The sequence below is a fragment of the Clostridium bornimense genome, assembly GCF_000577895.1.
Lineage (GTDB): Bacteria > Bacillota > Clostridia > Clostridiales > Clostridiaceae > Clostridium_AN > Clostridium_AN bornimense.
In genome coordinates this window covers 2598339-2611308 of record NZ_HG917868.1, presented here as the reverse complement: position 1 = coordinate 2611308, position 12970 = coordinate 2598339, and the positions used below count along the sequence as shown (strand labels likewise).

Annotated in this window: 13 protein-coding genes and 1 riboswitch; of the genes, 12 read left to right on the top strand and 1 reads right to left on the bottom strand. The window is 30.7% G+C overall.

The features are described 5' to 3' along the window. Positions 1-3 precede the first annotated feature (3 nt). From CM240_RS11815 to CM240_RS11805, 3 genes are all read left to right on the top strand, one after another. Positions 4-360: an STAS/SEC14 domain-containing protein gene (locus tag CM240_RS11815; RefSeq protein ID WP_044039329.1), complete on the top strand. Its 357-nt coding sequence runs from the start codon at positions 4-6 to the stop codon at positions 358-360. Between the two features lie 205 nt (positions 361-565). After that, positions 566-1264, top strand: coding sequence for a nicotinamide riboside transporter PnuC (gene pnuC / locus CM240_RS11810; RefSeq protein ID WP_044039328.1), 699 nt, complete (start codon positions 566-568; stop codon positions 1262-1264). A 70-nt stretch (positions 1265-1334) separates the two neighbouring features. After that, complete coding sequence (locus CM240_RS11805) at positions 1335-2408, top strand: tetratricopeptide repeat-containing glycosyltransferase family 2 protein (protein WP_044039327.1); 1074 nt, start codon at positions 1335-1337, stop codon at positions 2406-2408. A gap of 181 nt (positions 2409-2589) precedes the next feature. On the opposite strand, the gene CM240_RS11800 is transcribed toward CM240_RS11805, so the two are convergent. Next, a complete protein-coding gene (locus CM240_RS11800) occupies positions 2590-3351 on the bottom strand; it encodes a formate/nitrite transporter family protein (protein ID WP_044039326.1) in 762 nt (253 codons plus the stop codon). Between the two features lie 196 nt (positions 3352-3547). Between CM240_RS11800 and CM240_RS16935 the strand changes: the two genes are divergently transcribed. The 9 genes from CM240_RS16935 to CM240_RS11755 all read left to right on the top strand — a co-directional run bounded on the left by CM240_RS16935 (position 3548) and on the right by CM240_RS11755 (position 12943). Beyond that, entirely contained in the window at positions 3548-4219 is a 672-nt protein-coding gene (locus CM240_RS16935) for a hypothetical protein (RefSeq protein WP_051483824.1), read from the top strand. Positions 4220-4390: 171 nt separating this feature from the next. Next, positions 4391-6286, top strand: a complete 1896-nt coding sequence (locus tag CM240_RS11790) for an alkaline phosphatase (RefSeq protein WP_051483823.1) — start codon at positions 4391-4393, stop codon at positions 6284-6286. A gap of 3 nt (positions 6287-6289) precedes the next feature. Continuing rightward, positions 6290-7933: an alkaline phosphatase gene (locus tag CM240_RS11785; RefSeq protein WP_044039325.1), complete on the top strand. Its 1644-nt coding sequence runs from the start codon at positions 6290-6292 to the stop codon at positions 7931-7933. A 47-nt stretch (positions 7934-7980) separates the two neighbouring features. Beyond that, positions 7981-8095, top strand: a riboswitch (TPP riboswitch). 78 nt (positions 8096-8173) lie between these two features. After that, positions 8174-8365 (top strand): sulfur carrier protein ThiS, encoded by a 192-nt coding sequence (gene thiS, locus CM240_RS11780; RefSeq protein WP_044039324.1) that lies wholly within the window; start codon positions 8174-8176, stop codon positions 8363-8365. Positions 8366-8367: 2 nt separating this feature from the next. Next, complete coding sequence (gene thiF / locus CM240_RS11775; RefSeq protein WP_044039323.1) at positions 8368-9174, top strand: sulfur carrier protein ThiS adenylyltransferase ThiF; 807 nt, start codon at positions 8368-8370, stop codon at positions 9172-9174. A gap of 1 nt (position 9175) precedes the next feature. Beyond that, on the top strand, positions 9176-9946 hold the full coding sequence (locus CM240_RS11770; protein WP_044039322.1) for a thiazole synthase: 771 nt from the start codon (positions 9176-9178) through the stop codon (positions 9944-9946). Beyond that, positions 9943-11052, top strand: coding sequence for a 2-iminoacetate synthase ThiH (gene thiH, locus CM240_RS11765; RefSeq protein ID WP_044039321.1), 1110 nt, complete (start codon positions 9943-9945; stop codon positions 11050-11052). Before CM240_RS11770 ends, thiH begins: the two co-directional genes overlap by 4 nt. Before the next feature lie 18 nt (positions 11053-11070). Then, complete coding sequence (thiC, locus tag CM240_RS11760) at positions 11071-12381, top strand: phosphomethylpyrimidine synthase ThiC (RefSeq protein ID WP_044039927.1); 1311 nt, start codon at positions 11071-11073, stop codon at positions 12379-12381. After that, positions 12359-12943, top strand: a complete 585-nt coding sequence (locus CM240_RS11755; protein ID WP_044039320.1) for a thiamine phosphate synthase — start codon at positions 12359-12361, stop codon at positions 12941-12943. Before thiC ends, CM240_RS11755 begins: the two co-directional genes overlap by 23 nt. Positions 12944-12970 lie beyond the last annotated feature (27 nt).

Genomic DNA, 12970 nt, shown 5'->3' with positions numbered 1-12970 from the left:
GTAATGTATCATATTAGAGATAATGAAGGGTATATAGAAGTTAAAATAGAAGGAGAGATTACTACTAATGAGATAGAAGCTATGAAGCAAGAGGGAATTAGTAAGATTAACTCACTAACAAAACTTACTAACTGTTTAGTAGATGCTACAAAGTTAGAAGGAGTAGATGGTAAAGTAGATGATGATGAGATTGAAAGGTTAAAAGAGTTATTTATTAGTAGTAAAGTGAATAAAGGAGCTTTAGTTGTAGATGGATTAATATCAAAAATGAAAGCTCAAGTTTATTTAAGAAAAATAAAAGAAAAAGAAATAAAAGTATTTACTGATTTTAAAGATGCTATAGCATTTTGTAAAAGTTAAAAATAAGACTGTAGCAATAACGATATGTTTTATTTATTTACAAAGAAATTTGTATTTGCTATAATCAGTTTAAATTAAATCTGCCACCGGGTAGGAATGCATATGTGCATTCACATACACATCGTTAGGTCATAGAAGATGTGTATAGTGGGTGCTTTTTTTATGTAAAAAAGTATCTGCTATATTATATAGTTGGAGGTAACATATGAAAAAATTTAATCTCTTTGCTACGTTAACAAAACAGGAGTGGATATTGTGGATAAGTTCTATAATCATTATTACTATTGCTTTTTTCATTAAGTCGTCAGGAAATTATCTAACATTGGTTGCATCTCTAGTAGGCGCAACGTCCCTTATTTTTATTGCAAAGGGAATGGTAATTGGGCAGCTACTTATGCTATTATTTAGTGTTTTATATGCTTTGATTTCATGGGACTTTTGTTATTATGGTGAGATGATTACTTATTTAGGAATGACAGCGCCAATGGCAGTATTATCAGCAATACAATGGATAAAAAATCCTTATGAAGGGGAAAAAGGAGTTGTAAAGACAGCAAAACTTTCTAAAAAAAAAGTACTCTGCCTGATTATTATGACAGTGATAGTAACATGGATATTTTATTATATTCTATTATATTTCAACACTGCTAATATGATATTCAGTACTATATCTATTGCCACTAGCTTTTTATCAGCCGCTCTTACCTTTTTAAGAAGTCCGTTATATGCATTAGGTTATGCAGCTAATGATATTATTTTAATTGTTCTGTGGGTTCTTGCGACAATTGAAAATAAAGATTATTTGCCTATGATTATTTGCTTTATTATTTTTTTAATAAATGATTTTTATGGTTATATTAGCTGGCGTACAATGGAGAAAAGACAAGAGAAAGGAGTTTCTTAGTTTTATACTTGGAACAATATTACGCTTTAAATAATAGGATAATATTAGTGATTATTATTTGAGGTGTATGATGAATACAATAAGTTTATGTTTGATAGCTAAAAATGAAGAAGAGGTAATAGGAAGATGCATAGAATCAGTAATTGATATTATTGATGAAATTATTGTAGTAGATACTGGTTCTACTGATAATACTATTGAGATAGCAGAGAAGTATGGAGCAAAAGTATACAACTTTACATGGATAGATGATTTTGCAGCTGCTAGAAATTATTCATTTAGCAAAGCTAGTAAGGAATATATATTTTGGTTAGATGCAGATGATATATTGATTCCAGAAGATAAAGAAAAGTTAAAAGAATTAAAAGACAGTTTAGATAGTACTGTAGATGCTGTATCTATGAATTATGTATTGGCTGTAGATGAAAACAATAATCCTGTAAGTTCTTTAAGAAGAAATAGAGTGGTAAAAAGAAAAAACAATTTTTCATGGATAGGTAAAGTACATGAGTATCTGGAGGTATATGGAAATGTAATTTCATCTGATATATCAATATTACATCAAAAGAATAAACCATATACAGATAGGAATTTAAGGATATATGAGGGAATGCTTAAAAATAACGATGAATTTTCTCCAAGAGAGCAATTTTATTATGCTAATGAATTATTTGATCATGGTAGATATGATGAAGCTTTAGATATGTATAGAAAATTTGTAGATGGAAAAAAAGGATGGGTAGAGGACGTAAAAAGTGCATTAAGTAAAATAGCGGATTGTTATAATTATAAGGAAGATAAAGATATGGAAATGAAAGCTCTTTTAGAAGCTTTTGAATATGATATGCCAAGACCTGATTTTTGTTGTAGAATAGCATATAGATTTATAGAGCAAAATAAATATAGAGAAGCTATATTTTGGTATAAAGCTGCAATAGATACAAAACCTGATGAAGATAATATGGCATTAATCAATCATGCATATTATACATGGATACCATATATTCAACTTTGTGTATGCTACGCTAACCTAGGAGATTTTAATACATCAAATTATTATAATGAGAAAGCGGCGGAGTATATTCCTGATCATCCCAGTGTTCTTCAAAATAGAGAGTATCTTAAAGATAAAATAAATAAATGAGCAATTCACGATAAAATGATAAAATTCAGTGCATTCTCCCAACTGAACTTTCTGTACTCATGACTATAATGTTTTTCCGTAGGAAAAACTACCTTAATTATGAATTGAAAATTGTGAATTATAAAAAAGAGCTACAACACAATGTTGATTTATTGTGTTGTAGCTTTTTTTATAGATTCATTTATTTATCTTTTTTACCTAAATACCAATAAGGAAGTCCGACACAGAAACATCCACCAACTATATTCCCTAGGGTTACTGTAGCCATACTATACAGAATACTACCTAAAGAATTTCCACCATTTAAGAAATATGAAAGAGAAAGAGTGGCACTATTAGCAATAGAGTGTTCAAGTCCGATACCAATCATTCCAAGAATGCAGAAGAAGAATACAGCAATCTTACCTATTTCTGTTTGCATTCTTACAGCAGCCCAAATTAATAGACAAATTAATGTATTACATAATAACGCTCTTAAGAATAAAGGGAAAAAATCCACATGAATTTTATGAGCAGCTGTATCATTTATATATTGGATTAATTGATCACTAGGAATTTTAGATTTAACATATATAAATACTGTTACTATACAACCAGTTACATTACCAAAATAACTAAATAACCATACTTTTAAAGTATCTTTAAAAGTAGTTTCTTTTTCAAGTAAAGCTATAGTAAATGCCATAGTGTTACCAGTAAATAAATCTCCACCAGCAAAAATTATAAGACAAATAGCTAAGGGGAATGCAGCTCCCATAGCAAGTTTTGCTCCAGGACTTCCAGCAGCGACAAATGGTGCACCGATAGAAAGATATAATAGAACACCAAAAGCTACAAACATTCCACCAAGGAATGCATATAAGAAAAATTGTCCTTTACTTTTTTCTAACATCTTTTGTTTTTTAAGACCATACTGCATGGCAGCTAAAACAGAATCTCTCACTTTTCAGTCATCTCCTCTTATTTGTTTGTAAAATATAACGTCAAAAATTTACTATACTCTAATTTTTTAATTAAATCAAGTCGAATTATACCTAAATATAATAAAATATATACAATATATGTACGTATTAAGTATAAAAGCTATAGATTTGGGTAAAAATGATTTAGTAAAAAAGTGAGGTGAATCAGTAACAAATATGGAAAGAAGTAAAATGGTTTCAATAATAGTTATCATATGTATATTATTATTATTAGGAGTAACTTTTATACATGGATATAAAGATGAAGATATATCAGTAATAAGTAATTCAATAGTTAATACAAATGTAACTTTAGCTGAAGAGGAGAAGAAAATTAATTATGAAAGTCAAGGGGATAGTACTGATAGTATAGAGTTTTTATGTTGGGATGAAATTAATAATGATGTATTTCCTAGAGAAACTGAAGCTGAAGTAGAAGATATATATACAGGGAAAAAGTTTAAGATAATAAGAACTATGGGAGATAATCATGCTGATTGTGAAACTATTACAGAAGATGATACAAAAGTAATGAAAGAAATATTTGGAGGATTTAATTGGAGTAAAAGACCCATCGTTTTACATATAGGTGGTAAAAATTATGCAGCATCTATGTCTGGAATGCCTCATGCTGGAGTGGATTCAGCTCCAGCGTTTGCTGTAGTTGGAGGGTTATCAGGAGGATATGGATATGGACAAAATTTAGATACAATAAAGAATAATAATATGGATGGAGTTTTTGATGTACATTTTATAAATAGTAGAAGACATATGGAAGGAGGAATAAGTGATACTGTGGATATGGAACATCAGAAGAATATAGATATTATACGAAGTTATGTAAGATAAGAAACATGATTGGTACACAGTAAACCACTTTAACTGTGTACTGAAATTAATTGATCTTTATACATATACCTTCATATTTGTAGTTTTTTTATAATCAAAACTTTACGTTGATTTAATATTTTCTTAAATTTAAAGAATTATCATAAAAATGAAATAATTGGAGGTGTAGTAATGAGTAAAAAACTAACTATATTATTATCGACCATTATTGTAGGGTCTATGTTAACAATGTCATTAAGCAATAATGTTAAATTGGATACAGCAAATGCAGCTGAAGGTGAGGATAAGAATGTCATTATGCTTATGGCAGATGGTATGAGTCAAGAAGCTATAACATTAGCAAGATATTATAAAGATGCACAAGATGGGAAATATGGTAATGATACATTAGCAATGGATGAAATAGCATCTGGAGCGACACATACAGCTTGGGCTAATGGGCCAGTTACAGATTCAGCACCTGGCGGAACAGCTTATGCGACAGGAAATAAGACGAATGATAAATATGTAGCGACATCTACTGAAGATAAGCCTTTAGCTACTATATTAGAAGGAGCAAAATTAGAAGGAAAAGGAACAGGTATAGTAATGACTTGTGAAGTTCCTCATGCTACTCCTGCAGATTTTACAGCACATACAAATACTAGATCTGATTATAAGTCTATATTAAGTCAACAAATTAGTAACGATTTAGATGTAGTATTAGGGGGAGGGATTGGCTGGAAACATCAATATGGAATAGAGAATGATGAAGAGTTTAGTAACCTTATTGATGAAGTTAAAGGAACAATTAAAGAAGAAGGTTATGATCTAGTAGAAACTAATAAGGATATGGAAAAAAGTAATTCTAATAAGTTATGGGGGATGTTCTCCGATGCGGATTTAGATTATGATTTTGATAGACAAGCAGATAAGACTTCAACACAACCTTCAGTAAGTGAGATGACAAGTAAGGCTATTGATGTATTAAATAAAAATGAAAAGGGATTCTTCTTAATGGTAGAGGGTAGTAAAATTGACTGGGCAGCACATGCTAATAATCCAGTAGGAATGATTTCTGATATATTAGCTTTTGATGAAGCGGTAAAGGAAGCTGTAGAGTTTGCAAAGAAAGATGGAAATACTGTTGTAGTAGTAACTACAGATCATGGAAATAGTGGTATAACTATAGGTACAGATGCAGAAGGGTTTAGTTATAGTCAAGCTCTATTTGAAGATACAGTAGAATTATTCAGCAAAGCAAAAATTACAGAAGAAACTTTCAAATCATTAATAAGTGGAAAAACTGATGCTGATATAGTAAGTCTTGCTAAGGAGTATTATGGGATAGACTTAACTAGTGAAGAATTACAAAACATTAAGGAAAATAATAATAATATAAATAAAGTTTTATCTTTAAGAGGAAAAATTGGATTTACTACTGGTGGACATACAGGGGAAGATGTTTATTTAGGAGTATACGCACCAACAACATCAAAGAAGTTAACAGGAGTAGTAGATAATACAGAAGTAAATAAATATATGCAAAATATGATATTTAATGAAGAAAAGTTAGAATCATTAACAAAAGAGTTATTTAATAATATTGAGGATTTAGATAAGAGTGCAGATACAAAGTTAGAGAAATCAGAAGATGATAGTGCTGTTGTATTAGTGAATGAGAAGACAGGAAAAACTCTTAAACTATATACAAATACTAATAAATATGAATTAGATGGAAAAGTTTCTGAATTAACTACAGTCATGCCATTAATTAAAGAAAAGTTATATGTATCACAAGAAGTGGCACAATTAATTTCAACTATAGAAAAAGTTGATAATAGTGGAGCGACAAACGAGGAATCAACAAACGGAGGAACAATAAATAGTGGAACATCAAATGAAGAATCAATAAATAGCGTATCAACAAATAATGAAATAACTTTGAATAAGAAACCAAGTACTATTACAAAAACAGGAGCATTAGGAGCTGGATTATTGACTGTAGGTGGAGCTGGTTTAGCTACAGTTGGAGGAGCATTACTTCTAAGAAAGAAAAAAGATGAAGAAAAGGGTATGGAGGAATAAAACATGTTAAGAAAGAATAGTAAGTTAAAATTCATAGTAACTATTGCAGCGACTACAGCTATTATTACAGGTATTATACTTCCAGTTAATTTTACATCTAAAGAAAATGTAAATGCAAAGGCAGCAAATAAGCCTAAAAATGTAATTTTACTAATAGCTGATGGGATGAGTAATAGTGCTACGAATGTAGCAAGATATTATAAAGATTCACAAGATGGAATTTGGGGAAACGATTCATTGTACATAGATGATTACTTAACTGGATATTCAAAAACACAATGGAATAAAGGGCCAATAACAGATTCTGCACCGGGAGGAACAGCACTTTCATGTGGAGTGAAAAGTGATGATAGTCATGTAGGAGTTACACCAGATGATATTCCTATCGCTTCAGTATTAGAAGCTGCTCAAGATCAAGGTAAGGCAACTGGAATAATAGCAACTTGTGAAATAATGCATGCTACTCCATCAGACTTTACTGCACATAATGCATCAAGAAGTGACTATAATTCTCTTATGAAACAACAAATATATAATAATGTAGATGTTGTATTAGGTGGAGGAGATAAGTTTCTTTATGATAAAGATGGTAATGGAAAAAGAAAAGATGACAATAAAGATTTAACAGAAGAAATTAAAGAATTGGGATATGATTATATAACTACTAAAGATGAGATGAATAGCACTACTAGCAATAAAATATGGGGAATGTTTGCTGATACTGATATGGCTTATGAAGGAGATAGACAAGAATTTAATAAAGAACAGCCAACATTAGCGGAAATGACTAATAAAGCTATTGAAGTCTTATCAAAGGATGAAGATGGATTCTTCTTAATGGTAGAAGGAAGTAAAATTGACTGGGCAGCACATGCCAATGATACAGCTGGTATGGTAAATGATATTTTAGCATATGATGACGCTGTAAAAACTGCTATTGAATTTGCTAAGAAAGATAAAAATACAGTAGTAATATCTACGACTGATCATGGAAATAGTGGTATTTCTATTGGAAACAGTGATACAACTAATAGTTACTCAAAAATGACTTTTGATGAAAGTGTAGGAAATTTAAAAGGTTATAAGCTTTCAAAACCTAAGTTTAATGAAATTATAAATGGTAAAACTGATGAAGAAATATCAGGTCTAGTAGAAAAATACTTCGGTATAACAAATCTTACTGTTGATGAATTAGCTTTAATTAAGGCTGGAAACATAGAAAAAGTTGAAGCTAGTAGAGCTAAGTTAGGATTTACTACTACTGGACATACTGGTGGAGATGTAGCAGTTTATACTTATGCACCAGAAGGAATTGATGTAATATCAGGCGTTGTAGATAATACTTATATAGCAAAATATATTGAAAAGCAAATAAGCTTAGATTTAGCAGGAACTACTTCAAAAAGATTTGCTGATATTTCTAGTGAAATAAGTAAGTTAGGTGGAACTATAGAAGTTGACACTACTGACAAATTAAATCCTGTAGCTATAATTAAGAAAAATAATAAAGAAGTTATTAAGCTATATGTTAATACAAATGTTGTAGAAGCAGGTGGAAAGAAACAATCTATAAATGGTGTAATAGTATATAGCGCTAATAAATTATTTGCTTCAGAAGAAATAATTGACTTATATAAAGGGATATAATCTTTACAAAGGTTATTTATAATATTATACTTATATGTAATAGAATAGTAATTTGCTAGGGGTGCCTTGAAAGTGGAGAAGGCTGAGAGGAACTTAAGATAGTTCTAACTCTTATAACCTGATTTGGTTAATACCAACGTAGGGAAGCAATATATGTGTTATACAATTAAGAATGTTTTTTGCATATAAAGACTTACCGTACTTTGGTGAGTCTTTTTTATTTTAAAAGGAGGGGAATTTATGATTATCAATGGAAAGCAGTATGAATATAAAGACATAACTGTAGAAGAACTTATTGAAAAGTTAAGTTTAGATAAAAATAAAATTGTTGTAGAAGTAAATTTTAATATTATTCCTAAAGAAGAATTTAAAACTACAACGCTGAGGGAAGAAGACAAAATTGAAATAGTTGCTTTTATCGGAGGTGGCTGATATTGAGAGTAAAAGTGAATGAAAAAATAATAGAAGTAAATGATGAAGCAACTATATATGGTATAAGAAATAGTGTAAAAAGAGATAGTGATGTAATTATTTTAAATGGATTTCCAATAAAGGAAGACAAGAAGTTAAAAGATGGAGACAACTTGGTATTTATAAAGAAGGGAGAAGTTCCTACAAAGGATCAATTAGAAGAACTTATGATGTCTAGGCATACTCCGGGAGTTTTTAGAGTATTAAAAAATAGTACTGTTGGAGTGGCTGGACTTGGGGGACTTGGTTCTAATATAGCTATTGCCTTAGCGAGAGTTGGTGTAGGAAAACTAGTATTAGTTGACTATGATGTTGTAGAGCCTAGTAATTTGAATAGACAGCAGTATTATATTAAACATATAGGTATGAAAAAGACAGAAGCTATTAAAGAATTGTTAAATGAAATTAATCCATTTATATCTGTGGAAACTGTTGATAAATATATAGATAAAAATAATATTGTGGATATTTTTAAAGAATGTGAAATTGTAATAGAAGCTTTTGATAATCCACAGTGTAAAGCAGAACTAATAAATACTATTCTATTAAAAACAAAAGATAAAAAGATTATTGGAAATAGTGGTATGGCAGGAATATTTACATCTAATAGTATAGAAACTAGAAAGATAAATTCTAGGTTTTATTTATGTGGAGATGGTGAAAATGAAGCAAAAGAAGGTAATGGTTTAATGGCACCAAGGGTTTCAATAGTTGCTGGACATGCTGCGAATATGGCAGTGAGATTATTAATAGGGAATGAGGAGATTTAAAATGTCTGATAAATTTGTAATTGGAGGAAAAGAGTTAACTTCAAGATTATTTATAGGAACAGGGAAATATTCTTCTAATAAAATGATACCTGAAATAATAGAGAAAAGTGGTTCAAATGTTATTACTATGGCTGTTAGAAGAGTTGACTTTCAAAATAAGGAAGAAAATGTAATGGAATATATACCAAAAGATATGATTCTTTTGCCTAATACATCAGGAGCGAGGAATGCAGAGGAGGCAGTAAGAATAGCAAGATTAGCAAAGGCTATGGGGTGTGGAAATTGGATTAAGATAGAAGTAATAAATGATTCAAGATATTTGTTACCAGATAATCTTGAGACTTTAAAGGCTACAGAAATTTTAGCAAAAGAAGGATTTGTGGTATTACCTTATATGAGTCCAGATTTAGCTATGGGGAAACGTATGGTAGATGCTGGGGCATCAGCGGTAATGCCTCTTGGAGCACCTATTGGAAGTAATAGAGGTATAAGAACTAGAGAGCTAATAGAAATTATGATAGAGGAAATAAAAAGTCCAATAATAGTTGATGCTGGAATTGGAAAACCATCAGAAGCTTGTGAAGCTATGGAAATGGGGGCAGCTGCAGTACTTTTAAATACTGCTATATCATCAAGTAAAAATCCAGTTCTCATGGCAGAAGCTTTTAAAAATGCTGTAGAAGCAGGAAGGAAAGGATATTTAGCAAAAGCTGGTGCTGTTTCAGAAAAGGCTATAGCTTCTTCTCCTTTAACAGGGTTTTTAGATATATGAGTTTTGTAGAAATAATAGATAAATATAAAGATTTTGATTTTGATAATTATTTTAGTAATGTCACTGATGATGATGTAATAAGAAGTATACATAAGCTTAGATTAGATGAAGAAGATTTATTAAACCTTATGTCACCTAAGGCGGAAGAACATTTAGAAGAAATGGCAAGAAAGGCTAATGAATTAACTAATAGGTATTTTGGAAAAGCTGTTCTTTTATATACACCAATGTATATAGCTAATATCTGTATAAATAGGTGTGCTTATTGTTCATATAATCATGATAATGATATAAATAGAAAAAAATTAACGCTGAATGAAATAGAAGAAGAATGTAAAGTTATATCAAAGGAAGGATTTAATCACATAATAATTTTAACAGGAGAAAGCCCTAAGGACACCCCTGTTAGTTATATTGTAGAGGCTGTAAAAGTAGTAAAGAAGTATTTTTCTTCTATAACAATAGAGATATATCCTCTTAATGAAGAAGAGTATAAAGAAGTAATAGATGCAGGTGTAGATTGTCTTACAGTATATCAAGAAACATATAATAGAGATATTTATAAAAAAGTACACTTAGGTGGACCAAAGAGAGATTATAACTTTAGATTAGATGCACCAGAGCGTGGAGCAAAGATGGGGATGAGATCTGTAAATATTGGTGCACTTTTAGGATTAGATGATTTTAGAAAAGAATTATTTTATACAGCACTACATGGAAAGTATATTCAAGATAATTATGGTGATGTTGACGTAGCATTTTCTACGCCAAGGATAAGGCCACATGCTGGAGTTTTTGAAGATGTTTTTGAAGTAAGTGATAAAAATTTAGTTCAGTGTATAGTGGCCCTTAGGATATTTCACCCTAATTGTACTATTAATGTTTCAACTAGGGAAAGAGCTGGATTTAGAGAAAAATTATTATCACTAGGAGTTAATAAGATATCAGCAGGAGTATCTACAGAAGTTGGAGGACATTCCCTTAGAAAAGAAGATGCAGGAGAAGAACAATTTGAAATAAGTGATGGTAGAAGTACGGAAGAAATAAAGAAAATGCTTAAAGAGAATGGATATCAACCAGTATTTAAAGATTGGGAAAGAATTTAGATGGAGGGGTAAAATATGATGGAGTATACAACACAAATGGATGCAGCTAAAAAGGGAATAATAACGAAGGAAATGATGATAGTTGCTAATAAAGAATCCATGGATGTAGAAGAATTGAGACAACTTGTAGCAGAAGGTAAGGTTGCGATACCTGCAAATAAAAATCATAAATCATTAGATCCAGAAGGAGTTGGACAAGGGCTAAGAACTAAGATTAATGTTAATCTTGGAATTTCAAAAGATTGTGCATCAATTGAAAAAGAAATGGATAAGGTAAAAAAGGCTATTGAGATGAAAGCAGAGGCAATAATGGACCTTTCTAATTATGGTAAGACAGCAGAGTTTAGAAAAGAGTTAGTTGAGTATTCAAAGGCAATGATTGGGACAGTCCCAGTATATGATGCTATAGGTTTTTATGATAAAGAAATAGATGAGATTACAGCAGAAGAATTTTTAAAGGTAGTAGAAAAGCATGCAGAGGATGGAGTAGATTTTGTAACAATTCATGCAGGATTGAATAGAGAAACTATAAATACTTTTAAGAGAAATGAACGACTTACAAATATAGTTTCAAGAGGGGGCTCATTGTTATATGCATGGATGGAAATAAACAATGCTGAAAATCCTTTTTATGAGCATTATGATAAGTTGTTAGATATATGTGAAAAATATGATTTAACATTAAGTCTTGGAGATGCATGTAGACCAGGGGCTAATACAGATTCTACTGATGCAGTGCAGATAAAAGAGCTAATAACATTAGGAGAGCTTACTAAAAGAGCTTGGGAAAGAAATGTACAGGTTATCGTAGAAGGACCAGGACATATGACATTAGATGAAATCAAGGCTAATGTCATGCTACAAAAGAAACTTTGTCATGGAGCACCATTTTATGTTTTAGGACCATTAGTTACGGATGTAGCTCCAGGGTATGATCATATAACTTCAGCAATTGGTGGAGCTATTGCAGCAGCAGCAGGTGTTGACTTTTTATGCTATGTTACACCAGCAGAACACTTAAGACTTCCTAATTTAGAAGATATGAAAGAAGGAATTGTAGCAGCGAAGATAGCAGCACATGCAGGAGACTTAGCGAAAGGGATAAAAGGGGCAAGAGAATGGGATAATGCTATGAGCAAAGCAAGGGCAGATTTAGATTGGGAGGAAATGTTTAATCTTGCAATAGACAGTGAGAAACCAAGAAGATATAGAGAAGAATCTATGCCAGAGCATAAGGATACTTGTACAATGTGTGGAAAGATGTGCGCTGTTAGAAATATGAATAAAGTTATGAAAGGTGAAGCTGTTGATATATTTAATAACAAATAGAGCATTAGTTAAGTCTGATGAAGAATATTTTGCAAAGATAAAATCAGCGATAGATGGCGGGTTAGATAGAATAATATTACGAGAAAAACAATTAGGTTATGATGAACTTTTAAAGTATGGTAAAAAAATTATGGAGTTAACTAAAGGAACTTCTTGTAAGGTTATAGTAAATTCATCATTGGAAGTATATAAAGAAATTAATGCTTATGGACTTCATTTACCCTATAATAAATTTTTATCAATGAAAGATAGAATAGATAATGTAGGTGTATCTGTACATACTTTAGAGGAAGCTATTGAGGTAGATAGAATAGGAGCTGATTATGTTTTAGCATCTAATGTGTATGAAACAAAATGCAAATTAGGACTTGAAGGAAAGGGCGTTAAGTTTATAAATAATATAAATAAAAATATATCCACAAAGGTTATAGCTTTAGGGGGTATAAATGTGGATAATTATAAAGAAGTATATAAAGCAGGAGCAGATGGCGTAGCTATAATGAGTGGAATTATGTGTAGTAAAAATCCAGAAAAATATATTTTACAACTGAAGAACTATTAAAATTAATGTATAATGTATATTATATAC

Bases quoted from the DNA above. Each gene is read 5' to 3' on its own strand.
- pnuC (WP_044039328.1), top strand. From the start codon at position 566: ATGAAAAAATTTAATCTCTTTGCTACGTTAACAAAACAGGAGTGGATA.
- CM240_RS11790 (WP_051483823.1), top strand. From the start codon at position 4,391: ATGAGTAAAAAACTAACTATATTATTATCGACCATTATTGTAGGGTCT.
- thiS (WP_044039324.1), top strand. From the start codon at position 8,174: ATGATTATCAATGGAAAGCAGTATGAATATAAAGACATAACTGTAGAA.
- CM240_RS16935 (WP_051483824.1), top strand. From the start codon at position 3,548: ATGGAAAGAAGTAAAATGGTTTCAATAATAGTTATCATATGTATATTA.
- CM240_RS11815 (WP_044039329.1), top strand. From the start codon at position 4: ATGTATCATATTAGAGATAATGAAGGGTATATAGAAGTTAAAATAGAA.
- thiH (WP_044039321.1), top strand. From the start codon at position 9,943: ATGAGTTTTGTAGAAATAATAGATAAATATAAAGATTTTGATTTTGAT.
- thiC (WP_044039927.1), top strand. From the start codon at position 11,071: ATGGAGTATACAACACAAATGGATGCAGCTAAAAAGGGAATAATAACG.
- CM240_RS11770 (WP_044039322.1), top strand. From the start codon at position 9,176: ATGTCTGATAAATTTGTAATTGGAGGAAAAGAGTTAACTTCAAGATTA.
- CM240_RS11785 (WP_044039325.1), top strand. From the start codon at position 6,290: ATGTTAAGAAAGAATAGTAAGTTAAAATTCATAGTAACTATTGCAGCG.
- CM240_RS11805 (WP_044039327.1), top strand. From the start codon at position 1,335: ATGAATACAATAAGTTTATGTTTGATAGCTAAAAATGAAGAAGAGGTA.